At 56.6% G+C, this 26,742-nt stretch carries 23 protein-coding genes; 13 read left to right on the top strand and 10 right to left on the bottom strand.

All coding sequences use genetic code 11. The features are described from left to right. The first annotated feature begins 14 nt into the window (after positions 1-14). The 7 genes from HEQ60_RS04245 to acs all read left to right on the top strand — a co-directional run bounded on the left by HEQ60_RS04245 (position 15) and on the right by acs (position 8,107). The gene (locus HEQ60_RS04245) at positions 15-791 is read left to right on the top strand and encodes an ABC transporter ATP-binding protein (protein WP_168069832.1); all 777 of its coding nucleotides are present in this window, start codon (positions 15-17) and stop codon (positions 789-791) included. After that, positions 788-1,594: an ABC transporter permease gene (locus tag HEQ60_RS04240; RefSeq protein WP_168069829.1), complete on the top strand. Its 807-nt coding sequence runs from the start codon at positions 788-790 to the stop codon at positions 1,592-1,594. Before HEQ60_RS04245 ends, HEQ60_RS04240 begins: the two co-directional genes overlap by 4 nt. A gap of 40 nt (positions 1,595-1,634) precedes the next feature. Then, complete coding sequence (locus HEQ60_RS04235) at positions 1,635-2,675, top strand: NAD(P)H-dependent glycerol-3-phosphate dehydrogenase (RefSeq protein ID WP_168069826.1); 1,041 nt, start codon at positions 1,635-1,637, stop codon at positions 2,673-2,675. Between the two features lie 13 nt (positions 2,676-2,688). Then, entirely contained in the window at positions 2,689-2,994 is a 306-nt protein-coding gene (locus tag HEQ60_RS04230) for a YciI family protein (protein ID WP_168069824.1), read from the top strand. Positions 2,995-2,999: 5 nt separating this feature from the next. Next, a complete protein-coding gene (locus HEQ60_RS04225) occupies positions 3,000-3,425 on the top strand; it encodes an EVE domain-containing protein (RefSeq protein WP_168069822.1) in 426 nt (141 codons plus the stop codon). 116 nt (positions 3,426-3,541) lie between these two features. Continuing rightward, complete coding sequence (locus HEQ60_RS04220; protein ID WP_168069820.1) at positions 3,542-5,986, top strand: DUF3772 domain-containing protein; 2,445 nt, start codon at positions 3,542-3,544, stop codon at positions 5,984-5,986. Between the two features lie 186 nt (positions 5,987-6,172). Beyond that, complete coding sequence (acs, locus tag HEQ60_RS04215) at positions 6,173-8,107, top strand: acetate--CoA ligase (protein WP_168069818.1); 1,935 nt, start codon at positions 6,173-6,175, stop codon at positions 8,105-8,107. A 54-nt stretch (positions 8,108-8,161) separates the two neighbouring features. On the opposite strand, the gene HEQ60_RS04210 is transcribed toward acs, so the two are convergent. From HEQ60_RS04210 to HEQ60_RS04190, 5 genes are all read right to left on the bottom strand, one after another. Continuing rightward, positions 8,162-9,709, bottom strand: a complete 1,548-nt coding sequence (locus tag HEQ60_RS04210) for a methyltransferase regulatory domain-containing protein (protein ID WP_168069815.1) — start codon at positions 9,707-9,709, stop codon at positions 8,162-8,164. Positions 9,710-10,093: 384 nt separating this feature from the next. Then, entirely contained in the window at positions 10,094-10,543 is a 450-nt protein-coding gene (locus HEQ60_RS04205; RefSeq protein WP_168069813.1) for a 3TM-type holin, read from the bottom strand. Beyond that, positions 10,543-11,127, bottom strand: coding sequence for a glycoside hydrolase family 108 protein (locus HEQ60_RS04200; protein ID WP_168069810.1), 585 nt, complete (start codon positions 11,125-11,127; stop codon positions 10,543-10,545). The genes HEQ60_RS04205 and HEQ60_RS04200 overlap by 1 nt, the downstream gene beginning before the upstream one ends. Positions 11,128-11,340: 213 nt before the next feature. Next, complete coding sequence (locus HEQ60_RS04195) at positions 11,341-12,198, bottom strand: M10 family metallopeptidase C-terminal domain-containing protein (RefSeq protein WP_168069808.1); 858 nt, start codon at positions 12,196-12,198, stop codon at positions 11,341-11,343. Between the two features lie 218 nt (positions 12,199-12,416). After that, complete coding sequence (locus HEQ60_RS04190; RefSeq protein WP_168069806.1) at positions 12,417-13,109, bottom strand: glutathione S-transferase family protein; 693 nt, start codon at positions 13,107-13,109, stop codon at positions 12,417-12,419. A 212-nt stretch (positions 13,110-13,321) separates the two neighbouring features. On the opposite strand from HEQ60_RS04190, the gene HEQ60_RS04185 reads away from it, so the two are divergent. The 3 genes from HEQ60_RS04185 to asnB all read left to right on the top strand — a co-directional run bounded on the left by HEQ60_RS04185 (position 13,322) and on the right by asnB (position 17,974). Beyond that, entirely contained in the window at positions 13,322-14,992 is a 1,671-nt protein-coding gene (locus HEQ60_RS04185) for a SulP family inorganic anion transporter (RefSeq protein ID WP_168069804.1), read from the top strand. Between the two features lie 104 nt (positions 14,993-15,096). Further along, a complete protein-coding gene (locus tag HEQ60_RS04180; RefSeq protein WP_168069802.1) occupies positions 15,097-16,035 on the top strand; it encodes a glycosyltransferase family 2 protein in 939 nt (312 codons plus the stop codon). A 4-nt stretch (positions 16,036-16,039) separates the two neighbouring features. Continuing rightward, on the top strand, positions 16,040-17,974 hold the full coding sequence (gene asnB / locus HEQ60_RS04175) for an asparagine synthase (glutamine-hydrolyzing) (RefSeq protein WP_168069800.1): 1,935 nt from the start codon (positions 16,040-16,042) through the stop codon (positions 17,972-17,974). Here the strand turns inward: asnB and truA are convergent. The 5 genes from truA to HEQ60_RS04150 form a co-directional block, all read right to left on the bottom strand. Next, a complete protein-coding gene (truA, locus tag HEQ60_RS04170; protein WP_168069798.1) occupies positions 17,932-18,717 on the bottom strand; it encodes a tRNA pseudouridine(38-40) synthase TruA in 786 nt (261 codons plus the stop codon). The two genes, asnB and truA, sit on opposite strands and share 43 nt — an antisense overlap. Positions 18,718-18,747: 30 nt before the next feature. Next, a complete protein-coding gene (fmt, locus tag HEQ60_RS04165) occupies positions 18,748-19,674 on the bottom strand; it encodes a methionyl-tRNA formyltransferase (protein WP_168069796.1) in 927 nt (308 codons plus the stop codon). Continuing rightward, entirely contained in the window at positions 19,674-20,228 is a 555-nt protein-coding gene (gene def / locus HEQ60_RS04160) for a peptide deformylase (RefSeq protein WP_168069794.1), read from the bottom strand. Before def ends, fmt begins: the two co-directional genes overlap by 1 nt. 261 nt (positions 20,229-20,489) lie before the next feature. After that, a complete protein-coding gene (locus HEQ60_RS04155) occupies positions 20,490-21,470 on the bottom strand; it encodes a hypothetical protein (RefSeq protein ID WP_168069793.1) in 981 nt (326 codons plus the stop codon). 296 nt (positions 21,471-21,766) lie between these two features. After that, positions 21,767-22,492 carry an arylesterase gene (locus HEQ60_RS04150; RefSeq protein ID WP_245183754.1) on the bottom strand — a complete coding sequence of 242 codons (726 nt, stop codon included), beginning with the start codon at positions 22,490-22,492 and terminating at the stop codon, positions 21,767-21,769. Between HEQ60_RS04150 and HEQ60_RS04145 the strand changes: the two genes are divergently transcribed. The 3 genes from HEQ60_RS04145 to HEQ60_RS04135 all read left to right on the top strand — a co-directional run bounded on the left by HEQ60_RS04145 (position 22,491) and on the right by HEQ60_RS04135 (position 26,633). Then, positions 22,491-23,192 carry an ABC transporter ATP-binding protein gene (locus HEQ60_RS04145; protein WP_245183753.1) on the top strand — a complete coding sequence of 234 codons (702 nt, stop codon included), beginning with the start codon at positions 22,491-22,493 and terminating at the stop codon, positions 23,190-23,192. The genes HEQ60_RS04150 and HEQ60_RS04145 overlap by 2 nt on opposite strands. Further along, entirely contained in the window at positions 23,185-25,743 is a 2,559-nt protein-coding gene (locus tag HEQ60_RS04140; protein ID WP_168069789.1) for an ABC transporter permease, read from the top strand. Before HEQ60_RS04145 ends, HEQ60_RS04140 begins: the two co-directional genes overlap by 8 nt. Positions 25,744-25,889: 146 nt before the next feature. Then, positions 25,890-26,633, top strand: a complete 744-nt coding sequence (locus HEQ60_RS04135) for a Bax inhibitor-1/YccA family protein (protein WP_168069787.1) — start codon at positions 25,890-25,892, stop codon at positions 26,631-26,633. The last annotated feature ends 109 nt before the right edge of the window (positions 26,634-26,742 follow it).

The raw sequence follows: 26,742 nt of genomic DNA, 5'->3' as shown, positions 1-26,742 counted from the left end.
AATGAGGCAGCCGGATGCCCGACGCAGGATACACGGCGGCAATTGATGTTGTCGGTCTGTCAAAGTCGTACCCTGTTCATGGGAAGGTTGTGCACGCTGTTGACGGTGTTTCCTTTTGTGTCAGCCCGGGGAGCACAACCGGCCTGTTGGGAGGGAATGGAGCCGGGAAGACAACAACGATTGCGATGCTGCTTGGTATTCTCCTTCCGACTTCTGGTACCATACGGCTTCTGGGCTGCGATATGATCGTAGACCGCTATGCCGTTCTGCCCCGGGTTAATTTCTCAAGCCCGTACGTTGATCTGCCGGGGCGGTTGAGTGCCTACGAGAACCTTTTTGTGTATGGGAAGCTGTACGGGGTCAGGGATATTCCGGATCGTATTGATACCCTGGCCCGTGAACTGGATCTTCTGCCCTTCTTGCGGCGCCCGGTTGGCCGCCTTTCGGCAGGTCAGAAGACACGTGTGGCCTTGGCAAAGGCCCTGCTCAATACGCCGGATGTTCTTCTTCTTGATGAGCCAACAGCCAGTCTGGATCCGGATACGGGTGATCGTATCCGCAGCGTTCTGGAAGATTATCGCAGGCGGACCGGGGCAACATTGTTTCTGGCATCCCATAATATGACCGAGGTTGAACGTTTGTGTGACACTGTATTGATGATGCGCGACGGTCGCATTCAGGATCAAGGTCGTCCGGAAGAGCTTCTGTCCCGTTATGGCCGCAGCACGCTGGAGGATGTTTTTCTGGATATTGCCCGCAGTCGGGTGTGTGACGGAGGGCGGGTGTCATGATGAGGTTGCGTGCATCGGCTGCACGGGTCGGAGCTGTGTGTCTGCGTCATCTCTATGTGATGCGGTCCAGCCCGGTGCGTGTTCTGGAGATGATATACTGGCCAACCATGCAGATGGTCCTGTGGGGATTCTTCTCGAACTTCTTTCGCACCCAGTCTTCCCTGTTGGCGCAGGCTGCCAGCATCTTTATCGGTGCCATGTTGTTATGGGATTCCTTGTTTCGCAGTAATTTGGGGGTATCGGTTTCCTTCCTGGAGGAGATGTGGTCCCGTAATCTGGGGCATCTGTTTGTCAGCCCTCTGCGTCCTGCCGAATATTTGATGGCATTGGTCCTGATGAGTCTGTTGCGTACCCTGACCGGCATTCTTCCGGCATGCCTGTTGGCCATTCCGTTTTATGAGTACAATATTTTCCAGATGGGCTTTCCCCTGATTGCCTTTTTCGTCAATGTCCTTGTAACCGGCTGGGCCTTGGGGTTTGTCATTTCTGCCCTGATCCTGAGGTTTGGGATGGGGGCAGAAAGCTTGGCTTGGGTGGTTGTGTTTGCTTTTGCCCCCTTTTCTGCCATTTACTACCCCGTCAGCTCTCTTCCTGGGTGGTTGCAGGCCTTTGCACTGTGTTTGCCACAGACCCATGTCTTCGAGGGCATGCGATCTGTTTTGTTCGAGGGTGTTTTTGACTATGGACATTTTCAGGCTGCCTGTGCACTGAATCTCGTCTTTCTTCTGGTCGCGGGCGCCGGATTCCTCTACAGCTTCAGGCTTGCGCGACAGAAAGGGCTTTTGCTGGGAACCGGTGAATAGGACTTGTCCTGTTGTGAGGCGCACCGTGTGGAGGATCAGGATGCAGACAATCGGGGTTGTTGGCGCGGGGGCATGGGGAACAGCGCTGGCGCAGGCTCTATGCCGTGCCGGGCGGCATGTCCGGCTGTGGATGCGTGACCCCGGGCTGGCTGCGACTATCACAAAAACAGGCTTTAACCCGGTTTATTTGCCCGACCTGCGTCTGGATCCAGAGATCGCGGTGACAACGGATCTGGCGGAGGCCATGGATACGGACGCCGTGCTTCTGGTGGTTCCCACCCAGCATTTACGGTCTATTTGTTGTGCTGCGGCACCGTTGTGGAAAAGCGGCGTTCCGGCTGTCCTGTGCTCAAAGGGTATCGAGACAGGAACCGGGGCGTTGACAAGCGATGTCGCCCGCGCAGAACTTCCGGCGCATACGCCTCTTGCTGTTCTGTCTGGCCCTGGTTTTGCCGATGGTGTTGCGCGTGGCTTGCCCAGTGCGGTTACGTTGGCCTGTTCTGATCCTGCCCTTGGCATGACGTTGGTGTCTGCTATCGGGAGCCGGACATTTCGCCCGTATTATTCGCCTGACCTGGTGGGAGTGGAGGTCGGGGGAGCAACCAAGAATGTCTTGGCTATTGCCTGTGGCATTCTGGAAGGCCAAGAACTGGGTGAAAACGCACGGGCCGCCCTGTTGACACGGGGACTTGCTGAAATGAAGCGTCTTGGCATTGCCTTGGGTGGGCGGCCTGAAACCTTCATGGGCCTGTCGGGGATGGGAGATCTTATTCTGACCGCGACATCCATGCGTTCGCGCAATTTCTCGCTGGGGGTTGCCATGGGGCAAGGGCAGTCTCTGTCTTCTATTCTGGCAGCGCGACGCGCTGTCACGGAAGGAGTTGCGACAGCAGGTGCCATTACGGCACTGGCGCGCAAGTTGAGGGTGGAAATGCCCATCTGCGAGGCCGTTGATACCCTTCTGAACCATGGGGGGAGTCCTGCGGATCTTGTGGATGGGCTGTTGGCCCGCCCCTTCCGGAGCGAGCTTGATTCCCGTCCACGGGCCGGGCAGGTTATTTCGTCAGAACAGGAACATTAAAGAGACCGATAGTATGCCACTTTTTGCTGTTCACTGCCTCGACAAGCCCGGTCATGGCGCGGTTCGTCTTGATAATCGCAGCCGGCATCTGGCTTGGCTTGAGTTGCATCGTGACCGTATCGTGATGGCTGGCCCGATGCTGGCTAGCGATGGAGAGGGACTGGTTGGGTCCCTTCTTGTCGTTGAGCACCCGGATCTGGATGCAGTCTATGCTTGGTGTGCGGAAGATCCTTATACCCAGGCTGGCCTGTTTGAAAGTGTTGTCATTCGCCCGTACCGGATTGTCTTTGGCACGGCCACACCTTCGAATGGTCCTTGAAGGTAATGGGGTTCTGGCTTCTTAAATCAGAACCAGACTCATGGTCCTGGGATGATCAGGTGCGTGTTGGGATAGAACCCTGGACCGGCGTGCGTAATCATCAGGCCGCGGGTTTTCTACGGGCCATGCGGGCTGGTGACATGGCCTTCTTCTATCACTCCCGTTCCCAACGCATGATTATGGGATTGGTTGAGATTGTCCGCACAGCCTATCCGGATCCTACAGACCCGACAGATCGCTTTGTCAGTGTCGACGTCGCAGCCCGTTGTGCATTGCGTGTGCCGGTCATGTTGTCGGGATTGCGGGATGATCCCTTCTTTGACGGCATGCTGCTTCTGAGGCAGCCGCGCCTGTCTGTCATGCCAGTTGATCCGGATCACTGGGAAGCAATATGCAAAATGGGGAATGCAAATCTACAGTCCTGGCGATAATCCTGTACAGTCAAACCTGTTACCCTGATCTTGCCGTATTCCTCTTTTTTCCTGTAGACCAGTATTGTGACACATGATCGATTAACCGTTTCCAGCCATTGATCCCGGGGATTGTCGTGCCAACATTCCTATCCTGTTGCCGCATTTCTTTCGTAATCCTTGTTTTTGCCTGCACTCTGACGGGTTCTGTCCTTCCGGGGGGCCTTGCGCAATCCGGGGCGGCGACTCTGATTCCCGCAGTATCAGACAAGCGCCCGGGGCAAGACAGGCTCAAGCAGTTCTCAACTTTGCTCGATTCTGCCGAGGCCAAGTTGGCGTTGACAGAAACACGTGCCAAAGGAAGCCTTGATAACGATCGTCTCCGCGAGTTGAGACAGGAAATTCTGCGGGAGGTACAGGGCCTTGCCCCGATAGCGGAGGCTCTTCAGGTTGAAAAGAGCCGCATCACGGCCGAACAAAATACGCTTGGCCCCGCACCGGAAGACAAAAACACGGAAACAGCTCCCGTGGGAAAGTTGCGGGAAGCTCTTGGGAAACAAATGGTTCTGGCTGAGGCTGATATCAAGACGGTTCAATTCCTGAAGGTACGGGCACAGGTTCTGACCCAGAGAATTATCGCAATTCAGCGCGATCGCCTGGCCGACCAGCTGTTCAGTCGCAATGCGGATCCCTTTGCTCCCGAAACATGGGCTGTTGCGCTGAGAGATTTGACCAGCCAGGGTTCAAGAACAGCAGAAGCCATTGATTTTGTCCGTAATGTTGATTGGTCTTCCGAAGCCACACAGCTGGTTGTGAGGAAGCTGATCGGGACTATTCTGCTGGGCCTTGTTCTGGTCTGGCCTTTCCGGATCTGGTTGAACCGTCGCCTTCTTCCTGTCTGGGATCCATCTGTCCGGCTTGGTTTTTCAGAGCGACTGTGGATCTCGGTCAAGCGCGGCTTGATACGCATGGTGCCCTTGGCCGTTCTTGTCGGTATTGCCAATGCTGTTATTCAGGGGGCGGGCATTCTGGGCGATGTTGGTGCCAATGCTCTGGCGCTGATATCCACAATACTGGTGTCATTGGTTGCTGTTATCAGCCTTGTCCGTGCTGTTCTGTCACCGGGAAAGCCAAACTGGCGTGCTGTGCCGATCAATGATGCTGCTGCAGCCCGGAGCTGTCAGATTGCAACCGTTCTGCTGGTTATTTCTTCTTTTGATCACTTTCTTGCATTCGGGGAGCAAGTCTGGAACCTGACGGTTGAAGTCGTCAGTCTGCGCATGTTTGTTACAACGCTCGCAACCATGTTGCCCATTTTTGCGCTGACAGGTGCCAGGCTGTGGCACCAGGGCCCTGATGGGCAGCTGGATTACGGGAAAGCTGCAAAAACCCGCTGGGTGCGTTGGCCCGTTTCTGCGGTTGCTGCCGGGGCATCCATTGCGGCCGTGGCCGGGTATACAGAGCTTGGTCATTCATTGGCGACGTCCCTGTTGCGGTCTTCTGTGGTTGTTTTGGTCTCGGTTGCCGGGTTTGCCGTTCTACGCGAGCTTTTGACTCTGGTCTTGTCGCGTGTGGGGGGACCCGTACGGGAAGACAGGAAGCAGGCTGACAACAGTGACAGTGGCGCCATGATGCGTTTCTGGCTCAGTGTTGTGGCTGCTCTTGTGGTTGGAGTACCGGCTTTTCTGGTTTTCCTTCTGTTATGGGGCGTCAGCCGTGACACCATAGACAGTGGGCTCAGCCTGTTGGTTGATGGCTTTGCTATCGGGTCTGTGCACATTTCGTTGATCAACGTTGTGACAGCTATTCTGATCTTCACGGGTCTTTTGTTTGTGACCAAGGTCATCAAGGCCATTCTGGAGAAGCGCGTTCTGCCGATGACTCGGCTGGACACGGGCCTGCAGAATTCCTTTGCGACTTCTGTTGGCTATATCGGCTTTGTGACGGCTCTTCTGGCTGCTGCGTCGACCCTTGGTATTGGTCTTTCAAACCTTGCCATTGTTGCCGGTGCCTTGTCGGTTGGTATCGGTTTTGGCTTGCAAACGATTGTGAACAACTTTGTTTCGGGCCTTATTCTGCTATTTGAACGGCCGATAAAGGTCGGGGACTGGATTGTAACCGGAGATACAGAGGGCTATGTCCGTCGGATCCGTGTTCGCGCAACAGAAATAGAAACATTCAATCGTTCAACGGTTATCATCCCGAATTCAGCCCTGATTACGGCACCGGTTACTAACTGGTTTCTGAATGACAGGGTTGGGCGGTGCATTGTTGAAATTGGGGTTGGATATGACTCCGATCCCGAGAAAGTACGCTCCATTCTTCTTGATTGCGCCCGATCCCACCCCCGCGTTTTGCGCTGGCCGGAGCCATCTGCCCTTCTGGTTGCTTTTGGAGATAGCGCCCTGAATTTCTCCTTGCGGTTCTATCTTCAGGATATAGAGCTTATCAACCCGGTCGGGAGCGAGGTTCGTGTGGCCATACTCAAGCGCTTCCGGAAAGAGGGCATCTCCATTCCATTCCCGCAGCGCGATGTGCATGTTATTCACAAACAAAGCGGTATGCAGGCAGCGGAATGGTGAAATCTTTACAAATATATGACGCTGCACAAGCGAGATGAATGACAATAAAGAGGCCTTTGCTTAGACTATACCCTACAACAGTCCAGGTTATGGATATTCGCCCGATTCGGATGCGCACGGTCCGGGTCGCCTGTATCCTCGAAGGTTCTCACTGCTCCGCAAGGCAGCCCCCAGGAGACGTCCACGATGGAACATGACGTATTTCCGGTCCCGGAGTCCTTTGCCAGAAATGCTCTGATTGACAACACCCGTTATCTTGCCATGTACGACCGCTCTGTGAAGGATCCGGATGGATTCTGGGCCGAGCATGGCAAGCGCATCACCTGGATGCGTCCCTACAGCCGGGTCCGGGATGTCTCGTGGGATCCTTCCAACCTGCATATTCGCTGGTTTGATGACGGCACGCTGAATGTGTCGGCCAACTGCCTTGACCGCCATCTGGAGTCGAAAGGCAGCAAGACGGCCATCATCTGGGAAGGGGACAATCCGTCCGAGAGCGAGCATATTACTTACCGCGATTTGTACGAACGGGTGTGCCGCTTCGCAAATGCCATGAAAACCCTGGGGGTCAAGAAGGGCGACCGGGTTTGTATCTACCTTCCCATGATTCCGGAAGCGGCCGTCGCCATGCTGGCCTGTGCCCGTATAGGCGCCGTTCATTCCATCGTCTTCGGCGGTTTTTCCCCCGACAGTCTGGCCAACCGGATTCAGGACAGCGAGTGCGTCCTTCTCATTACTGCGGATGAGGGTCTGAGGGGTGGGCGGAAAGTTCCCCTGAAAAGCAATGCTGACAGGGCGCTGGAGCACTGTCCTTCTATCCGCAATGTTGTCGTTGTGCGCCGTACGGGTGGCGATGTGAGCATCAAGACTGGCCGGGACGTCTGGTACCATGATCTTGTTGCGTCGGCTTCGACAACCTGCCCTCCGGAAGAGGTGGAAGCGGAGCACCCGCTGTTTATTCTGTACACCTCTGGCTCAACGGGTAAGCCCAAGGGTGTTTTGCATACATCCGGGGGGTATCTGGTTTATGCCTCCATGACCCATGAATACGTCTTTGACTGCCGTGACAATGATATTTACTGGTGCACGGCTGACGTTGGCTGGGTAACGGGTCACTCCTATATTGTCTATGGTCCCTTGGCCAACGGGGCGACCACCCTGATGTTCGAAGGCGTGCCGAACTATCCCACGGTATCCCGTTTCTGGGATGTTGTGGACAAGCACAAGGTCAACATTTTCTACACGGCCCCGACAGCTATCCGTGCCTTGATGCGTGATGGTGAGGAGCCAGTCAAGCGTACCAGTCGCAAAAGCCTGCGTCTTCTGGGTTCGGTCGGTGAGCCAATCAACCCCGAGGCCTGGATGTGGTACTACAAGGTTGTTGGGGAAGGGCGATGCCCGATCGTGGATACCTGGTGGCAGACAGAAACCGGGGGCATCCTGATTACGCCGCTTCCGGGGGCAACGGCCTTGAAGCCCGGTTCAGCCACGCGTCCTTTCTTTGGCGTTCGTCCAGTTCTGGTTGATGCCGAAGGCAAGGAGCTTGCGGGCGCAACAGAAGGCAACCTGTGTATCGCGGAATCCTGGCCCGGGCAGATGCGCACCGTTTACGGGGATCATGAGCGGTTTATCCAGACCTACTTCACGACCTACAAGGGCTATTATTTTACCGGTGATGGATGCCGACGGGATGCTGATGGCTATTACTGGATTACCGGTCGTGTTGATGACGTGATCAACGTCTCCGGTCACCGGATGGGCACGGCGGAAGTGGAATCAGCCTTGGTTGCCCATGCCAAGGTGGCGGAGGCGGCTGTGGTCGGTTATCCGCACGATATCAAGGGGCAGGGGATTTATGCCTATGTCACCCTGGTTGCGGGCGAGGAGCCAACAGAGGCCCTGCGCAAGGAGCTGATCGCCTGGGTTCGTGACGAGATCGGCCCGATTGCCAGCCCGGATGTGATCCAATGGGCGCCGGGCCTGCCCAAAACCCGGTCCGGCAAGATCATGCGGCGGATTTTGCGCAAGATTGCCGAGCACGATTTCAGTTCTCTTGGTGATACATCCACCTTGGCGGATCCATCGGTTGTTGATGACCTGATTGAAAACCGCGATGAATAAGGCTTGGTGATCCGGGAAGGGGACGCAGCTGTGCCACGCCCCCTTTTCTGGTCGTCAGCCGAACAGAAGCCCAAGATCACGGAACACAGAGAACTGGTGCCGGACATAGCCCTCCACCGTCTGTATTGCCGTCATGCCATCGGCTGGCGTGACGTTGATTTCTTCTTTCTCTACATGCTCGAGCATGCGTTTGCAGATGCTGTCGATATCCTGTGTTCCGTCAAGGTATCGCACCAGAATGCGGTCAACCTCTGACAGGGTGACCAAACCATGGTAGCCATTGATCACGCGGTTGCTGAACGTGGCCCGATAACGGCACACCTTCGACACCATTGGTTTGTCGCTGATCGTACTCGTCTGTTTCCCTGGCTCGGCATACAGGGAAAGAGACCCGCCAAGGACCAGGGCGCACAGATTATTCAGAAAAGCCTGGCGGATGGCGGCATGGTCCGTGGACCCAAGGTGATCGGCAACTTTCTGTGTCAGGTCCGGCAGGGAAACAGGCTTTCCCCGCTCTGCGTACAGAACCTGGAATACGGCAATATCAAGCGCACTATGGGCTGTTGCTGTCTGGGGCCCGACGAAGGTAACGGGGGAGCTGGCCTCTTCTCCATCTGTCTCCTGCGGGACCAGGTGACTGACAAAGGCGTATTTCGCAAGCTTCTCGGGATTGATGGTACGGTCCAGGGCAACGGTGTCATGACACAGGAGGGTGGAGCGGAAACGGCGGTTGGTCACAAAGTCCATGTATTGTTCAAGCCGGACAATGTCCTCAATCTCCCCCAGCACCTTGGACGCATCGGGTGCCAGGTTGCCGACGTACATGCTGGGCAGCATGGCATCGCCTAGGTAGGCCAAGCCGTTGTCTTTTGCCTGCCCTGCAAACTGGTGGAAGTAGTACTGGTGGTTCTCGGCCTCCAGGTGCTCGTGCAGGATATAGCTCTTTGAGTGTCCCTCCAGAAGGGCCATCTCTTCCTTCAGGATCTCCAGGTATCCCTTGCGGCCGGGGTTGGTGTTGTCCGCCGCAAACTTGAGGACTGAAAGGGCCTGCGACGCTTTCTCGGTCGGGTCGCTGAAATTGTCGGCGTGATAGCGCATCATGTCACGGACACTGCGGACCTGGTTCCAGCCGGGGAGGGTGTTGTAGCTGACATAGGCAATCCCGTTGGCAGCCAGATTGCGCTTCATGACCTTGAATATATGGTCCCGCACCGCTTCAGGAACCCACGACAGCACGCCGTGGCAGATGATGTAGTCAAAGGTGCCCCATGTCTCATCGATGTCTGTAATCGATGCACAGTCCAGGCGGATATTGTCCAGGCCCAGGGATTGAATGTGACGGCGGCCTTCCTCGATCTGTACAGAAGACAGGTCCACACCGACGACAGTGGCGTGTGGATGGTCGGTTGCAATTGGAATGATATTCCACCCGCTTGCGCAGCCCAGCTCCAGAATACGGGCTGTTGCAACATCAGGAGCCTGCATCCCGAACAGGCGTCCAAGGGTCATCAGATGCGCAGGGTGTGTTTGCGCAAATGGATAGCTGTCGTATGGCACGACATCATAAGATGTCTGTGCACTGTTTTCCGAGAGAAAGCCCATAGTTACCTTGTTCCGGGTTGCACGTGAATAGCCGTGAGGATACAGCAGGACAGGGGGCTATGTTAAGATCTTAGCGCGATGAATTCACAATGTAAATCACCCAGGAGTACAACCTTTCCGGATAGTATCGACCACGCCCTGGTCTTGAACATCCATTCCGCAAGAGAAGAGCCGGTATGCTGATGGTGTTTCATTCCGTGTGTGGCGTGTTTCTCGTTCGTGACTGTTTGCGCTGTATACCTTGAGCCAAACAGGTGCCTGTGTCACATTTCCAGATGCCAAAACGTAGTTGCGCTACAGCAAGTGGGCCGTGAGAATGCTGGATCTATCCGGTCTTTCACGGCCCACTTCTGCATCTGGGGCAGGTCTCTGGAATGTCCCTTCTCAGGTCTGCGACTCAGGAATCTTGCGTGTTGCACCGCGATTAACGACAGGGGGCTGTTCGGTATCTTCTGTGCTGGCCGCGACGCGTGGGGAAGAGGTATCAGACGTTGGTGATTTTTCCCGTATCTTTTCCACAGTCCGGCTGACGAAATAGGCTAATACAACAGCCATCACAAGCTGTACCAGCCAATCTGGCATCATGGTATAGCTCTGCATGGCTTCGGCAAAGGTGCGGGGATTAATGGCTGGCCATGCCATCAGGGCAATCACTCCCAAGGCCATCAGCGGGCGTGGCAGGCGGTTCAGGCTGTCAATGCCGCGGTCCCAGGTCGAGATCTGGTGGTGGGTATGTATTGTGTGATGCTGCCGCGAGGATGGCGTCTGTTTTGTCATCTGTGCCAGATGCTTGACAAGCCCTGATACAGTCATAGAAGATCTGGTTTTTTCCATCAGGCTGTCTCCGTCTCCAGGCGATCCAGGCGGGCCATCCAGCCACGTTCAAATCGTTTTTGGCTTGGATTTGTGGCAATCAGATGTTCAAGAAATGTCCGGCGCCGTTCGATCAGGGCCGAGGCTAGACGAGCTCCCATCTCTGAAGCGGCTTTCTCGGCAGCAGTGCGCGTTGCCGGGCCTAGAATCCCATCGGCAGCTAGAGGGCCGTATCCATTCTGGTTCAAAACATCTTGCAACCAGGTAATGGAACGACGTGGCCCGGAATTGATACCGGCATCCACCAACGCGGGAAGAATCAGGTCAGGCATGGTGTCAAAGCCAGGATCTTCGACATAACGTTTTTGATAAATGGTGCGGGCTTCATCCTCCGACAGGTTCTTCACATCTTCTATGGAGGCTTGTCTGTTGTAATAATCCGAGAGGGTGGCCTGCGTAATGCCACGATTGGTGCAATAGCAATCCCACCGACGACCTTGGGCCGGGTTTGCTTTGCCATAGTGGGCACGATCCGCAGGATTGTCCGTGAACCCACCCTCTTCTTTCAGGATGGTATCGAGAATGGAACGCAGGGATATTGCCATGGCTCTGACCCTCGTGATGTTCTTGTTACAGATGAAATTTTCCATCATCAGGGTACTTTGTCATGAGCAGTTATGACATCAAAATGTCGCCCATGAAGTTACCAAATAGGGCGATATTTTCTAGAGTGCACTGTCCAGATGGCATCATCCGGACCAGCAGCGTGATGGCCCGGATGATGCATAGGAAGAAATGACCGGTGACAGTGATGCTCGTTACAGCATGTCTGAAGAGTATACCGTCAATGTTCCCGCCAGGGTCGGGAGCTTTATGGATACTTCTTCATGGGGTGGAAGATAGGGAATGCCATCTTCAGACATCGGCATCTGGTCATTGGCGCTGCTGTTTGCCATGAGGCCAAGCCCAAGTGTGCGTGCGCTGGAAATGGCATCACCAAAAATATCGGCACTGCTGTGTCTGACCTCGATAAGAAAGTCTTCCTCTTGGTTTCCATTGGTATCCCCTTTCAGGAATCCCCTGCTGGAAGCTGCACCATAACCAAAAGCTTCATACCACACAGAATGAGCCTGAGGTCCCGTTTGGCTGAAGACAAGCTCCTGATGCCCCGCTTCGCCTTCGTTTCCGTCAATAGCCGATAAATCTATCCTGTCCCCACCCCATGAGTCGAAATCGGCAATCAATACAGGGTCCCATGGTGGTGATGTATACGTTCCGGCAACGACAAAAACATCAGGATAAAAATTGATCTTACCGGATGGGCTATAGTCTACAGCGGGCGCATCACCAACCATAACTGTACCTTGGGCATCTGCAATCAGGATATCGCGCCCGGGGCCACCGGAAAGAAGGCTTTTATTGCCTGTTGCCTCAAGTACATCGTCTCCTTCCCCCCCGAACAGACTGACGCCGCAACGGGTTGAGGATATCAGGTCATTGCCTGAGCCACCTATGATGACGCCGGTTGCAGCGAAGATGCCTTGCTTGAAGACACCGTCAACACTGACCGCAAGCTTGCCTGTATCCAGTGGCATGATCGTCATGGAAGACGTCTCATGGGAATAGTCGGCAACGCCGAACTTCCCTATGGCAGAGAGCATATTTTCATCCAACATAATGAGAATCTCCACAAAAAGTAAAGGGAGCCTCGCAATGCTGGAAAGACTAGACTTTATTGTATGTGTTTCAATGACAATGCGCGGAATGTCCACCGCTGGAAATATTGTATATATACGAAATTAATGTGCCAGTGAAACAAACCGGGATCGTTCCCGTTCAGGGAGCCGTCCTGTCCATTCAGGATCATGCCATCTTTCATAAGCAAGGTGGATTCCTAGAAATCCAGGTCGGCATAGTGACGGGCAGGGGGAACCCCCGGTACAACATCAGCCAGAAGCGTACGGAAACAGGGGCGGCTTTTGATCCGCGCATACCAGTTGCGGGCAAAGGGGTGTTCATCCCATGGAACGTCGCCGGTATAGTCAACAAGGGACAGGTGTGCCGCTGCGGTCAGGTCGGCCAAGGTCATGTTGTCCCCTGCCAGCCATTTGCGCCGTTCAGTCAGCCAGGTAATATAAGCCAGATGCATGTGAATATTGGTGCGACCAGCCCTGATATTGCGGGAGTCCGGAGATCCCCTTCCCAGCAGGCGACGCATCAGTTTCTCTGATACCAGGGGGATGGTGACTTCCAGCCGGAATTTATGATCAAACCATGCTGTCAGCCGCCTTGCCTCGGCCCGGTGGAAGATGTTGCCAGGCAAAAGAGGCGTGTCGGGGCAGATCTCCTCAAGATACTCACAGATGGTCTGCCCGTCGGATATGGCGACTCCGTTCGGTTCCAGCAGGACTGGAACCTCTCCGGCCGGGTTAAGGGCAAGGAACGCTTCATCACGTTCCCAGTCAGCCTGAACATGCTCCTGCACATCAATACGTTTTTCGTGCAGGGCAAGGCGCACCTTGCGTGCTGATGGAGAGATCCAGTGATGAAAAAGGGTTCTTGTACCCGACCGTGTTCCCGGAACCATATTTACCAACCGTTTCAGAGTGGGCCTGTCGCCCCTTTGTCCTTATCATATACCTTTGGACACGTGGCTACAGGTACTGATTTGCGCAAAGCTTTGCACCGTCTTTCTGTCCAGACAGCGATGAGCGATGTATCCGGGCATACGTCTGTTCTCTTCCATCCTATGCTTGGCGGGTCATGATCCGTTCAGGCTTATGGTATCGGGATGAAAGCATGGGCACGTCACATCACGACAGAAGCGGTCTGTTGATGCCAAAACTGGTCACAGTCCTGCGCGATGGATACACCTTTTCCATGCTGCGGGCTGATATCATGGCTGGAGTGACCGTTGCCATTGTTGCCCTGCCATTATCCATGGCTTTGGCCATTGCATCCGGAACAACGCCGGATCGTGGGTTGGCAACGGCGATTGTTGCCGGTTTCCTGATTTCGGCCTTCTCGGGTTCGCGTTTCCAGATCGGTGGGCCAACAGGTGCCTTTGTTGTCATCGTTTTTCAGGTGATCCATGATCATGGTTATGACGGGCTGGTGCTTTCAACATTGATGGCGGGGTTTATCCTGATCGCGTTTGCCGTGGCGCGCTTTGGTACCTATATCAAGTACATTCCCTACCCCGTGGTTACCGGTTTTACATCGGGTATTGCCTTGATCATCCTGACCAGTCAGGTTCCCGAGTTGCTTGGCCTGGGATTGGAGAACCCTCCACCGGACTTTATCGGCAAATGGGCTGCCATTCTGGATCAGATCCGTCATACTAAACCGGAAGCGTTGATTGTCGGTGGTATGACCCTTGTTGTTATCCTGGTGGTACGGCATGTGGCTCCGCGGGCGCCTGTTTTCCTGATTGGCATCAGTATCGGTGCTTTGGTAGCGGCGCTGGGCGGAATGAATGTTGAAACAATCGGCAGCCGGTTCGGGGATATCCCGCGGACTCTTCCAGTTCCGACATGGCCCGATATCAGCGTGCAGCGACTGGTGACACTGGCCCCCTCTGCCTTCACGATTGCCCTTCTGGCCGGTATCGAGTCTCTTTTGTCTGCTGTCGTCGCCGATGGCATGACCGGGCGGAAGCACCGTTCAAACTGCGAGCTTCTGGGGCAGGGGATTGCCAACATCGGATCGGCTTTGTTCGGCGGAATGCCGGCAACAGGTGCTATTGCCCGCACGGCAACCAATGTACGGGCCGGAGGTCTGTCTCCGGTTTCCGGCATGGTGCATGCAGTGGTTCTGCTTGTCCTGATGATGGTTGCAGCACCGCTGGCCCGGTACTTGCCGATGCCGTCGCTGGCGGCTGTTCTGGTTATGGTTGCCTGGGGCATGAGCGAGATTGACCGCTTCCGCCGTCTGTTGAAGGCACCTCCGGGCGATATTCTGGTCCTGCTGCTGACATTTGTGCTGACCGTTCTGGTCGACCTGACCTTGGCTATCCAGGTTGGTGTTGTTCTGGCAGCCTTGCTATTTGTGCACCGTATTACCCAGGTCATGGAGGAAGAGCAGGGTCTGCACCTGGTTGATGAAGATACCGATGATTTTGCGCGGGTGCGCAGTGTCTACAGTCCTGAGAGCGGTGGATCACGCCGTACCGTGATATATCGCATCAACGGGCCGTTCTTCTTCGGGATCGCCGGAAAACTGGCGGATATTCTGGAGAATATTGGCCAAGTTCCGGATACTCTGATCCTGGATATGGAGGCTGTCCCCGTTATTGATGCAACGGCAGCCCATGCCTTGGATGGCTTTATCGACCACTGTCTGCGCAAGGGTATAGCTGTTCGTCTGGCCGGCGTTCGTTCCTACCCGCTACGTGTTCTGAAGGATCTGGGTGTAGACAGGAAAGTAGAAGCCATTCTTCCCCGGTCTGAACGCGGAGATGCCGGGCCATAATGTCTCGCCGGCTCCAGCCTGGATTGTCGGGTAAACTTCACTTTCCGGCTTGCTCCGGCCTGTAGTATGGTGCCCCGCTCTGGAGCGGGAATGATGGACGATCTATGACAGTGGGGCAAACCCGGGACGAAGGTGTTTCCTTTATTGTGCCCGTGTATAACAAGAGGGACTGGCTGCCAGCCGTATTGGCTGCCTTGGCCGCTCAGCGTGGCTCTTTTGCGCGCGAATATATTTTTGTCGATGATGGCTCTACCGATGGTTCCATGGAGATTGTGGAAGCTGTTACGGCCTCGTGGCCTGCGGTGAAGCTGCTCCGTCAGGCCAACGCCGGTTCGGCTGCGGCAACAAATCGCGGTATCGCCTTGGCAAGTATGCCCTTTATCAAATTCTGTGACGCGGATGACCTGTTGGCACACGATGCGACGCGTGTCCTGTTGGATGCCTTGCGTAATACGTCGGCTTGCTTGGTATGGGGAGAACGGATTCTTTATAACCCTGGTCAGGCGGTGGATCTGGGGCTGACTTTGGTCCCTGATGGCGTGACCGTTGTGAATGACCCGTTGCCGTTGGCTTTGCGTAATTCCCTTTTCAATCCGACCCAGTTCCTGGTGCGTACAGATGCTGTTCGCCGTTCTGGTGGTTGTGATGAGCGCGTTGTCCATTCACAGGAATATTCCCTGACCTTGCGTTTGGCCCGTCTGGCACCATTTCTGCACCTTGATGTTCCTGTGGCCTGGATACCTGTGGATGTGCCCGGCCGTTTGTCAGGGCGGACCGGTGATCCCGGGCGTCAGCTGCAGAGGGTAACCCGCGCTGTTGCTTTCTTCTTGCGTGATAATCCGGATATTCCTGTTTCCCTGGTTCGGGAGGCGTGCCGCCGGGCCGCTGGTCGAGCCTGGAAGTACCAGAGGCGCCACCGGGATCAAAAGATCCTGTTCTCTCCATGGTTCTGGAATTTGGTGCGTGCTTTTATGCCCGGTCTTAAGGGGCCTGATTTTATCGAATATTGTGCCCGGGCTTTTGATACCGGACCGGGAGAATGAGCTGATGTGTGGGTTTGCTGGTTTACTGCATCCGGGGGGGCATGATCTTGATATTCGTGCTGCTGCCATGGCCTCGGCCCTGGTGCACAGGGGACCGGATGATCATGGCGTGTTTACGGATGTGGAAGCCGGGTATGCCGTAGCTTTCCGCCGTTTGTCGATCCGGGATCTTTCTGGCAATGGACACCAGCCCATGACATCCCGTGATGGTCGATGGGTTCTTGCTTTCAACGGTGAGATCTATTTCTTGGACGAGGCTCGTGCCGCTGTTGAAGCAGCCGGCTGTGGCCCATGGGTTGGACGTTCTGATACTGAAGTCCTGCTTCAATCCATAGCTCTGTGGGGTGTACAGGGTGCCCTTGAGCGTCTGGAGGGTATGTTTGCTGTTGCCGTCTGGGATCGCCAACGGAGAGAGTTGACACTCGCCCGCGACAGGATGGGGGAAAAACCCCTGTTTTGGGGCCGGGTTGGTTCTGCGGTTCTGTTCGGGTCAGAACTTCCGGCCCTGCGTCGGTGGCCAGGGTGGGTTGGTGGTGTTGATCGTGTTGCTTTGGCGGGATATCTGCGGCAGGGGTGGATTGCCGCACCACGGACCATTCATCCCGGTATTTTCAAGGTTCGCCCCGGTCATATGGTCACGGTGGCGGCTGACGGGACCATGCGTGGTGATGAGGCGTACTGGACTGCTGCTGCCGAGTTGGGCAAGGCATCCTCCAGCCCTTTCGCCGGGGGTGTTGTTGATGCTGCCGACGAACTTGAGCGTTTGCTGCTGCGCTCTGTAAGGGCCAGGTTGCATGCCGATGTGCCTGTCGGTGCTTTCCTGTCCGGTGGCATCGACAGCTCAGCGGTTGTGGCCATGATGCAGGCAACCGGTGTAGACGGGGTGTCCAGTTTTGCCATAGGGTTCGAAGACCCGCGTTATGACGAGAGTCCTTTTGCTGAGGGAGTCGCGCGTTCACTTGGTGTTTCTCACCATACCTTGCGTATGACCGAGGCGGATGCCCGGGCCTTGATCCCTCGTATGGCGACAGTATCCGGTGAGCCTTTTGCCGATCCTTCCCTGTTGCCGACACTCCTGCTGTGCCAGGGAGCCCGCTCGCACGTGACTGTTGCCTTGGCAGGCGATGGTGGTGACGAGTTGTTTGGTGGCTATGCCCGGTTCTCTGATGTCGCACGCCAGTGGGAGCGCCGTTTACCTTCTTCCCTGTCTTGCATTGCAGGCCACGTTGCCCGTGCCTTGCCGGTTGGTTTTCTGGATCGCAGAGTGTGCGCGCTTGGGCGTGTATTGGGATCCCGCCGTGATAGCCGTCCGGTTGCTCGCCTGCGCCGAACCCTTGAGCTTTGGGCTGCCCGTTCTCCGGCGCGTTTGATGGAGCTGCACCACAGCCCTTGGCGTGATGATCTTCCCTTTGCCGTAACGGCTGATGACCTGCTCCCCGGCCTGCCTGTCCCTGATCTGGAAGACCCGGCCTTGGCCGCCATGGTGGTGGAAGCCTTGACCTATTTGCCAGATGACCTTTTGGTCAAGGTAGACCGGGCCAGTATGGCCGCCAGTCTGGAGGTGCGGTTGCCGTTTCTTGATCTGGCCGTCATGCGCCATGCCTGGAGTTTGCCCACGTCCTTCAAGATGGAAGGAAGTGTGACGAAGAAGGTTCTGCGCTCTGTCTTGCATCGTCATGTGCCACCGGCACAGGTGGAGCGCCCGAAAATGGGTTTCGAGCCACCTGTCGGGGCCTGGATGCGTGGACCGTTACGGGACTGGGTGGATGGCTTGCTCGATCCCCATCTGGTGCGGCATCAGGGTATTCTGGATGCAGATGCTGTGTGTGGCCTGTGGCAGGCTTTTCGCGATGGCCGGAGCCGGCAGGTCTTGCCAGTATGGCATTTGGTAATGTTTCAGGCCTGGATGCAGGATGAGGGAGCTTCCACGGTCGGGTAGCGGACCTCAAGGAAGTACAGCCCACACGCAGGCGCTGTTGGTCCGGCGCTGCTGCGCGACCGTGCCAACAGCGCCTTGCGGACATCTCTGCCGGTCCATTTTCCGGTTCCGACCAGGGACAGGGTTCCAACCATGTTGCGGACCTGATGGTGCAGGAAGGAACGGGCCCGCACGAAAATCTCGATCAGGGATCCTTCGGGTACGGGGGTGTGGGTTACGGTCAGAAGATCTAGGGTCTTCACCGGACTTCGGGACTGACACTCGGTTGCCCGGAAGCTTGTGAAGTCATGATTCCCGACCAGAATCTGCCCTGCCTCGTGCATGGCTTCTGCATTCAGGGGGCGGGCGACCCACCATACCTTGCCATGTTCCAGGACCGGGTGGGCGCGGCGGCAGAGAATCCGGTAAACATAGGACCGTTCCAGCGCCGAAAAGCGTGCGTGAAAGTCATCATCCACCCTTTCGGCTTGTCTGACGGCAACAGGCAGGGGGCGCAGGTGGGCGTTGATTGCATCACGCACTTTTTCAGCAGGGTCACCGCGCTCCAGATCAATATGAGCAACCTGCCCCAGGGCGTGGACACCGGAATCGGTCCGTCCTGCCGCATGGGCAACGGGCAGCGTGCCGCAGTATCGCTGTGCAGCCTCCTCGATGGCCTGTTGTACAGACAGGCCATTGGTTTGCCGCTGCCAGCCAACGAAGGCAGAGCCATCATATTCCAGTGTCAACTTGTAACGGGGCATGGTCGGACAAGGCTTTCAGGGCATGAGCAGTCAGGGTGCAGGTTGACCATTGATGAGAGTCCCGGGAGAGATGGGGAAACCTCTGTAGAAGGCTTCGGCATCCATGGGATCCCTGCCTGCCCGTTGCAGGGATAAAAGGCGGACCGCACCATGGGAGCAGGCAACCGTAAAGCCGTTGTCCAGAATGGCCCCAGGCTGGCCTTGCCCTTCAACGGGTTCGGCTGCCAGAACCTTGATCCGGGTTCCCGCATGCTCAAACCATGCCCCCGGGAAAGGGGACAGTCCGTTGATGTGGCGCGCAACCTTGGAAGAGTGGTTGTCCCAGTCAATCCGTGCTTCTGCCTTGTTGATCTTTTCGGCGTAGGTTATGCCCTTTTCAGGCTGTGGCACAGCTTTCAGAGTCCCCTGTTCCAGTCCGTCCAGGGCTTCCAGAATCAGCGTTGCCCCTGTTTCTGCAAGGGTATCATGCAACAGGCCGGTGGTGGTTGTATCGGTGATCGGTACGGCCTTTCTCAGCAGCATGGGGCCGGTATCCAGCCCGGCTTCCATTTGCATGATTGTGATTCCGGTTTCCGTATCTCCCGCCATAATGGCCCGGTGTACAGGTGCAGCACCACGCCAGCGTGGCAGAAGCGATCCATGAATATTGATACAGCCAAGGACAGGGATATCCAGAATGGCTTGTGGCAGGATGAGGCCATAGGCTGCGACAACGGCAACATCAGGCTTCAGGGCAGCAAGAGCTTCTACTTCTTCCGCCCCGCGCAGGGATACTGGGTAATGTGCGTCAAGGTCCAATGATTCCGCGGCCCTTTGAACAGCGGAAGGCCGCAGGGCCTGGCCCCGTCCGGCGGGGCGGGGTGGTTGGCAGTAGACTTTAGCAACGGTGTGACGGCTTGCCAGTGCCCGTAGTGCCGGCACGGCAAAGTCCGGCGTGCCCATGAAAACGACCCGCATCAGTCCTTGTCCTTCCGCGTGGCGGGGACATACTCGGCCTCCAGGGTTCCGTTCTTTTTACTTTTGGTCAGCTTGCGCAGGATCATGTTGCGCTTCAGGGACGATATGTGATCGACAAACAAGGTTCCTTCAAGGTGATCAATCTCGTGCTGGACAACAACAGCCAAAAGACCATCGGCTTCAAGCTCCCGCACTTCATTCTGGTGATCCAAGTAGCGGACCCGGACCCGGGCAGGGCGGTCGACCAGTTCGTAGTGGTCGGGAAGAGACAGGCAGCCCTCTTCATAAGGCGCCGTTTCCTCAGACGCCCAGATAATTTCCGGATTGGCCATACGCAGCGGGGCTGGTGGCTTTCCCCTGTCGGCGGCATCAATAACAATAACACGCTTGAGGACCCCGACCTGTGGTGCGGCCAGACCAACGCCGGGGGCGGCATACATGGTTTCGAGCATGTCATCCATCAGGCGGACAATGTCCCGGTCCACCTTTTCAACCGGGACCGCGCGTGCTTTCAGGCGCGGATCAGGGGCGACAACGATGGGCAACAGCGCCATGGGTGGGTTTCCTCGGAACATACGGGATCAACATTGTATGTGGAAATAAGCTGCCTTGACGGGGAAATCAAGTTGCAGCGGCAGAAGGATGCAGGGCATCCTTGTTTTGTCCGGCATGCTTTATTTCCGTGCAGGCTTTGCCGTAGCGGGAAGGGTATGTGCTCCAGGCATGCCAAGGCCGACCGGAACTTGTCCGGCCGGCTTCTCAGAGCCATTGAAGCTACCAAGCCATTCCTGTGGAACGCATACGTGTTCCTGGTCTCAGATATTCAGGTCAAGGCGTGCCTTGCCGCTGGCATTTGAGGTGTTGCGTTGTGGTTGCACCTGTCCACCACCAATTTGGACCACTGCCTGTGCCAAGGCAAAGGCAGCAACCCCTAAGGCTTGGTCCGCTTGCCGGACACGTGTTTCGTAAACACGACGTGTGTCCTGCTCCGGCGGTACAGCGTTGCTCAGCGACTCCAGCACGGCTTGCCCCTGCTTGATACCAGCGCTGGCATCCTTCAGGACCTTGGCCACAACAGCGCCAAGTTCGGCCTCTGTCTTGGGAGGAGGCGACTGTGGAGCCGGATTCCCGCTGTCCTGTATGGGCAGGCCATAGGGGAAATAATCTTCGCTGGCACCTGTTGTGATATCGGCCGGTGCGGGCTCCGGAACAATTTCCAGCCTTCGGCTTTGTCCACCCAAGGCTTCGTTCAGGGCGCTTGCTGCCCGTGCAGCCGCCTTGTCAGCTTCAGAGACTACGGGAGTAGCCGCGGTAGTACCTGATACCGAAACCGGGCGCGCACTTTCAGCCGGCACGGTGGATTCAAGGTCAACAGACACACCCGAGCCGGCTGCGGCCGAGGCGAGCAAGTCGGCGGCCTTGCGTATGGCGTTGCCGGCCTCGGCTATGCGCGCAAGCGCGGCTTCTGCTTTACGGGGGCTATTCTCGGCCAGAGTCCTGGGCGTATCTCGGGCCACATCTCCAATGTCATCGCGTGCCAAGCTGACTTGGACCCGTGCGCGCTGGATATCGTCGGCCCGGGCCAGAAGACTCTGGACCCGCAGTGCCACTTCTTCTGGCGTCTGACGGTTTGACCCGGCATCGCTGTCAGCTCCGTTTCCACTGAAACGGTCAGCACTGGCCGTCTGTATGTTTTCTGTCGTCTGAACCCGCTGAGCCTCAATATCTTCCCTGCGGACGGGAGGCTGCGGGAATGGCGCGCCCGCTGTGCGCAGACGTTCGACAGGACTAGTCATGGCCTTCTGCCTCCATTGTCCTGAACTCCGCCCCGGCCTCTATTTCCCTTACGGGAGGTGCTCCGGGACAGGGAAGTCCGTTTCTTGGAATTCCCACAGGCACACTATACAGAATAAAATTCGATTTTTCCAGATGGTGTTGAGTTTTCCGAAATAAACAGTCCGAATATTTTGATTCATTATAACCTGATCATATGAATAACTGTTCGATGTACTGTTATTCATGGAGTATGAAGTGGGGATAATAATCTGTCATTGCTCATTTCCTGTTGTCGGGGCAGACAAAATATAGACCATCAGTGATGACTTTTATCCATGCCTTCCCGCGGCGGAGCCTTTCTTTTAGATGTGAGCGATTCAACCCATGGAAGTATATGGCGTGCGATTGCTTCCGTTCCTCTTTCTGTCGGGTGCATGCCGTCTGCTTGAAGAAGAGCGGGGTTCCCAGCTACCCCATCCAGAAAGAAAGGAACCAAGGGAATGCTGTGCATGACCGCTAGTTCCGGAAAAATGGCATTGAACTCTGTTGCATATTCTTTGCCCATGTTGGGGGGGGCCAGCATACCAAGCAGGAGGACCTCGATATTATCCCTGCGCAGCCGATGAAGAATCGTGTTCAGATTGACCCGTGTCTCTTTTGGATTGATACCGCGCAGGGCATCGTTGGCTCCAAGACCCAGCATGACAATATTGGGGCTTTCCTTCAGCATCCAGTCAAGGCGGGACAGTCCTCCAGCTGAGGTATCTCCCGATACACCGGCATTGATCATGGTGACCGGTATCCCCTTTTCTTCCAGAAGACGTGCCAGCTGGTCGGGGACCGATTGCCCGGGCGGCAGGTTGTAGCCGGCCATCAGGCTGTCTCCCAGTGCCATCAGCTTGGGCTGTGATGAACTTGCGCCTGTGTCTGCCGCGTGGACGGCACGCCCTGTTCCGTTGACAGGAGACAGTATTGCCGCATATGCGAAAAGAGCAGCCCCGGCAACGCGGGCTATGGCAGACATACGGAGAAAAAGAGCCATGGTGTCCGGTCCGGGCCTTCAGTCAAGGGAAGTATCCGTCATGCTTGACGATATCCATGTCAGCCTGAAGGGTCCTGCCGGTCCGGTCAATATCCTGCGTGGTGTTTCGATTCGCATTGACAAGGGTGAGGCCGTGGCGGTGGTCGGCCCCTCGGGTTCAGGGAAATCGACCATGATGATGGTTGCCGCCGGACTCGAGCGGATCACGTCGGGATCTGCGCGGATTTGTGGGCAGGATATAGGTCCGCTGGACGAAGATGCCTTGGCTGTGTTCCGACGCGACCATGTCGGGGTTGTCTTTCAGTCCTTTCATCTTGTTCCGACAATGAGTGCCCTGGAGAATGTTGCCATTCCCCTGGAGCTGGCGGGTTCAACAGAGGCTTTCGAGCGGGCACGTGATGGCTTGCAGGCCGTGGGGCTTGGTCATCGCCTGCATCATGTTCCGGCCCAGCTGTCCGGGGGAGAGCAGCAACGGGTTGCCTTGGCCCGTGCTTTTGCCACCTCTCCGGACCTTGTGCTGGCCGACGAGCCAACGGGTAACCTAGATGGGGCAACGGGGGCCATGATCATGGATCTTTTGTTTGACCATCGCCGCCGCAACGGGACGTCCCTGATGTTGGTAACCCATGACCCTGCCCTAGCGGCACGGTGTGACCGCACAGTGCGTCTGGAAGATGGGCGGCTGGTGTCCCATGCCTGAGGATAGCCCTCCGTATGCCAAGGATAGTATCAGGCTCTGGTCTTTGGCCTTTCGGTTTGCGCGCCGCGAGCTGCGCGGAGGGTTGCAGGGTTTACGGGTCATGATTGCCTGCTTGTTCCTAGGTGTTTTCGCCATTGCGGCATCTGGTTCCGTGCGTTCAGCCGTAGAGGCCGGACTATCTGTTGGAGCCCGTTCTCTGCTGGGGGGGGATCTCGAAGTCCGTCAGAGCCTTGTCCACCCCGGCAAGGAGCAGCGACAGTTTCTGGCACAGTACGGGATTGTTTCCGAGGTACGGGAAATGAGGGCCATGGCCCGCTCGGTCGGGACAGACAAGATTGCCATGGTGGAGCTGAAGGCTGTGGATAACCTTTACCCCCTGTATGGCGATATGGGTGTGGAGCCAGGTGAACCCCTTGCCGCCCTGTTGGACACGCGGGCAGGCCTGTTCGGGGCTGTGGCTGATTCATCCTTGGCGCATCGGCTGGACATAAAGGTTGGAGACTCGTTCCATCTTGGCGAGACAACCTTGCAATTGCGTGCCCTGATAACGGAGGAACCAGACCGGGCTGCTTCGGTTATGGCGTTTGGTCCGCGCGTGATCGTATCGCCGGAGGGATGGGAGGCCACGCGTCTGGAGATGCCTGGCAGCCTGGTCCGCACAGCCCTGCGTCTGAAAACGCCACAGCCGTTGGACGCGGCGGGTGTAGAGCGGGAGCTGGAGGCAGCCTTTCCCGGTTCCGGGTGGCGGGTGCGGGGGTTGGATGCTGCTGCTCCCGATGTGCGGCGTGTTCTGGGGAATGTGACCTTGTTCCTGTCCCTGGTTGGTCTGACAGCCTTGCTGACCGGGGGCATTGGTGTTGCCAATGCTGTTCGCACATTTGTTGGGGCGCGCATGGCAACGATCGCAACCCTGCGAACACTTGGGGCATCGTCTGCCCTGGTTTTCCGCATCTATATGTTACAGGTTTCCATCCTTGCCTTGTGTGCGGTTGGTGCCGCCATGTTTGCTGCCGCTGCCGTTCCTGCGGTGGTTGGTTCCCTGCTGGCCGACGTGTTTCCTGTTGCGTTGCCTTTGGGGGTCTGGCCGGCTCCTTTGCTCCAGGCCGCTGCAGCCGGGTTGCTGGTTGCGGCCGTTTTTGGCCTCTGGCCCTTGGCGCGGTGTCGCGAGGTGCCCGCTGCAGCCTTGTTTCGTGGCGTGCACATGGACTCTTCCTTCCGCCCCCGTGGGCTGGTGGTTCCGGTCATTGTCCTGTGTGCGCTTGCCTTGGCCATGTTGACGATCCTGTCAGCCGAACGTCGTGATGTTGCCATTGGCTTTGTCCTCGGTGCGCTGGTTTCTTTTGGCTTGTTCCGCCTTGCCGCCACTGTTGTCATCTGGCTTGCATCCCGGGTGGTGCTTCGTGGCGCACCGCTCCTGCGTTTGGGGTTTGCCAATGTCTGTCGCCCGGGGGCGCCAACGGTTCCGGTTGTCCTCTCTCTAGGGCTTGGGCTGTCTGTTCTGGCAACCGTGGCGCTGATCGAGGTGAACCTCAACCAGCAGATCCGTGAACGGATTCCGGATACCGCTCCTGCCTTTTATTTTATCGATCTTCAGACAGCCAACCTGGACGCATTCCGCGCCGAGGTGGAAGCCGTTCCCGCAGCCCGTATTACCGGTATGGCGGATATGGCGCGTGGTCGTATCGTTGCTGTCAACGGGCAACCGGTTGACGAAGCATCTGTTGATCCGGAGGTGCGCTGGGCGGTGCGCGGTGATCGTGGCCTGACCACATCGGCCCATCCTCCGGAAGGATCGGTTCTGGTTGCCGGTGCATGGTGGCCACAGGATTATGGCGGGGAACCGCTGGTGTCTGTCGCTGCAAATGTTGCCCGCGGTTTGGGGGTTGGTGTGGGCGATTCCCTGACATTCAGCATTCTGGGGCGGACTATGGATGTCCGGATCGGCAGCCTGAGGGAGATCAACTGGTCGACCTTGTCCCTGAACTTTGCCTTTGTTTTCAACCCCCGTGCCCTTGAAGGTGTGCCCCGGACCTGGATTGCCACGGTTTACGCCGCGCCGAGGTCCGAGGATGCCCTGGAGCGTGCTGTTGTCCGTGCCTTGCCATCCGTTTCGGCTATCCGTGTCAAGGAAGCCCTGGACAGTGTCGCATCGATACTGGATCGTGCCTCGTATGCCATCCGTCTGGCGGCGTCTTTGGCTGTTATTGCCGGTCTTCTTGTTTTGTCCGCGGCTATTTCAGCCGGTCACAAGGATCGTGTACGTGACGCCGTTATCCTCAAGGTTCTGGGGGCAACCCGGGCAACCCTTCTGAAGGTGTGGATGCTGGAGTATGGTGTGACCGGTGTGGCAACCGGTGTCGTGGCTGCCGGTGTGGGGACCGTTGCGGCCCGCGTTGTTCTGCAGGATGTGATGCGGGCTCAGTGGGTTTTTATGCCTGGTGTGACCTTTGCCATTGTTTGTGGAGGGTTGGTCCTGGTGTTGGCTGGTGGCCTTGCCAGTGGGCTGCTGGCCCTGAGCGGGAAACCCGCAGTTGTTCTTCGGCATGAGTAGGGAAAAACCCTGATCCGTTGGTAGCAGGGCTTGCCCCCTGGCTCCTGAAAACCGTACCTGGCGTGTCCGGTTCTTGTTGCGTTGCCCCAATTCCGTGCCATATTCATAGGGACAGTGCTTGTTTTTTGTCTTTCAGAGAGGGTTTCATGAACCTTGAGAACCGCAACACCTGGACCCGGGCGGATTCGGTCGCTGGCGTCGCCGAGATTGATGCCGGCCTGCGCGCCTATATGCTGCGGGTCTACAATTACATGGCTTCTGGCGTAGCCCTGACCGGGATTGTGGCTTGGCTGGTAGCTAACACGGGCCTGAGCAGTGTTTTCTTCAGCGCCGGTCCGCAGGGCATGCAGCCCTCGATGCTGGTATGGGGGGCTATGCTGGTCTCTATTGGCTTGGCTTTCTTCATGTCGTTCCGGATTGCGTCTCTCCAGTCGTCAACGGCCCAGGCCCTGTTCTGGGCTTATGCCGCCCTGAACGGTGTCTGGATGGCCAGCATCTTCTTCACCTATACCGAGACATCGATTGTCCGCGTGTTTTTCATTACCGCGGCCTCCTTTGCCGGTCTGAGCCTTTATGGCTACACCACGCGGCGTAGCCTTGATGCCATGGGCGCATTCATGGCCATGGGCCTGATTGGTCTGATCATTGGCAGTGTGGTCAATATTTTCTTGGCCAGTTCGGCCATGCACTGGATGCTGTCTGTTGTCGGGGTGATCATTTTTGCCGGCCTGACAGCCTATGACACCCAGAAGGTCAAGGAAATGTATCTGGAAGCGGATGGCAATGACATGGCCCTGAAAAAGTCGGTTATGGGGGCTTTGACCCTGTATCTGGACTTTATCAACCTGTTCCTGATGCTGCTCCGCTTCTTTGGTCAGAACCGCGAATAAGAACTCTCGCGTTTACCATATCTCAGGGGGGCTTCCGGAGTGTCGGAGGCCCCCTTGTTTCTTGTCTGGTCGTGATTTCCGGAACAGTGGGATCAAGGGCGGTGGATTT

The sequence above is a fragment of the Haematospirillum sp. H1815 genome, assembly GCF_012102705.1.
GTDB lineage: Bacteria > Pseudomonadota > Alphaproteobacteria > Rhodospirillales > Rhodospirillaceae > Haematospirillum.
This window is presented reverse-complemented; position numbering and strand designations above follow the sequence as displayed.

What these genes read in the sequence shown, in the direction of transcription:
- HEQ60_RS04235 (WP_168069826.1), top strand. Translation starts at nt 1,635, where the DNA reads ATGCAGACAATCGGGGTTGTTGGCGCGGGGGCATGGGGAACAGCGCTG.
- def (WP_168069794.1), bottom strand. Translation starts at nt 20,228, where the DNA reads ATGGCGCTGTTGCCCATCGTTGTCGCCCCTGATCCGCGCCTGAAAGCA.
- HEQ60_RS04135 (WP_168069787.1), top strand. Translation starts at nt 25,890, where the DNA reads ATGAACCTTGAGAACCGCAACACCTGGACCCGGGCGGATTCGGTCGCT.
- HEQ60_RS04185 (WP_168069804.1), top strand. Translation starts at nt 13,322, where the DNA reads ATGGGCACGTCACATCACGACAGAAGCGGTCTGTTGATGCCAAAACTG.
- HEQ60_RS04150 (WP_245183754.1), bottom strand. Translation starts at nt 22,492, where the DNA reads ATGGCTCTTTTTCTCCGTATGTCTGCCATAGCCCGCGTTGCCGGGGCT.
- HEQ60_RS04155 (WP_168069793.1), bottom strand. Translation starts at nt 21,470, where the DNA reads ATGACTAGTCCTGTCGAACGTCTGCGCACAGCGGGCGCGCCATTCCCG.
- truA (WP_168069798.1), bottom strand. Translation starts at nt 18,717, where the DNA reads ATGCCCCGTTACAAGTTGACACTGGAATATGATGGCTCTGCCTTCGTT.
- HEQ60_RS04225 (WP_168069822.1), top strand. Translation starts at nt 3,000, where the DNA reads ATGGGGTTCTGGCTTCTTAAATCAGAACCAGACTCATGGTCCTGGGAT.
- HEQ60_RS04180 (WP_168069802.1), top strand. Translation starts at nt 15,097, where the DNA reads ATGACAGTGGGGCAAACCCGGGACGAAGGTGTTTCCTTTATTGTGCCC.
- HEQ60_RS04245 (WP_168069832.1), top strand. Translation starts at nt 15, where the DNA reads ATGCCCGACGCAGGATACACGGCGGCAATTGATGTTGTCGGTCTGTCA.
- fmt (WP_168069796.1), bottom strand. Translation starts at nt 19,674, where the DNA reads ATGCGGGTCGTTTTCATGGGCACGCCGGACTTTGCCGTGCCGGCACTA.
- acs (WP_168069818.1), top strand. Translation starts at nt 6,173, where the DNA reads ATGGAACATGACGTATTTCCGGTCCCGGAGTCCTTTGCCAGAAATGCT.
- HEQ60_RS04240 (WP_168069829.1), top strand. Translation starts at nt 788, where the DNA reads ATGATGAGGTTGCGTGCATCGGCTGCACGGGTCGGAGCTGTGTGTCTG.
- HEQ60_RS04195 (WP_168069808.1), bottom strand. Translation starts at nt 12,198, where the DNA reads ATGTTGGATGAAAATATGCTCTCTGCCATAGGGAAGTTCGGCGTTGCC.
- HEQ60_RS04210 (WP_168069815.1), bottom strand. Translation starts at nt 9,709, where the DNA reads ATGGGCTTTCTCTCGGAAAACAGTGCACAGACATCTTATGATGTCGTG.
- HEQ60_RS04190 (WP_168069806.1), bottom strand. Translation starts at nt 13,109, where the DNA reads ATGGTTCCGGGAACACGGTCGGGTACAAGAACCCTTTTTCATCACTGG.
- HEQ60_RS04200 (WP_168069810.1), bottom strand. Translation starts at nt 11,127, where the DNA reads ATGGCAATATCCCTGCGTTCCATTCTCGATACCATCCTGAAAGAAGAG.
- HEQ60_RS04140 (WP_168069789.1), top strand. Translation starts at nt 23,185, where the DNA reads ATGCCTGAGGATAGCCCTCCGTATGCCAAGGATAGTATCAGGCTCTGG.
- HEQ60_RS04205 (WP_168069813.1), bottom strand. Translation starts at nt 10,543, where the DNA reads ATGGAAAAAACCAGATCTTCTATGACTGTATCAGGGCTTGTCAAGCAT.
- HEQ60_RS04230 (WP_168069824.1), top strand. Translation starts at nt 2,689, where the DNA reads ATGCCACTTTTTGCTGTTCACTGCCTCGACAAGCCCGGTCATGGCGCG.
- HEQ60_RS04145 (WP_245183753.1), top strand. Translation starts at nt 22,491, where the DNA reads ATGGTGTCCGGTCCGGGCCTTCAGTCAAGGGAAGTATCCGTCATGCTT.
- asnB (WP_168069800.1), top strand. Translation starts at nt 16,040, where the DNA reads ATGTGTGGGTTTGCTGGTTTACTGCATCCGGGGGGGCATGATCTTGAT.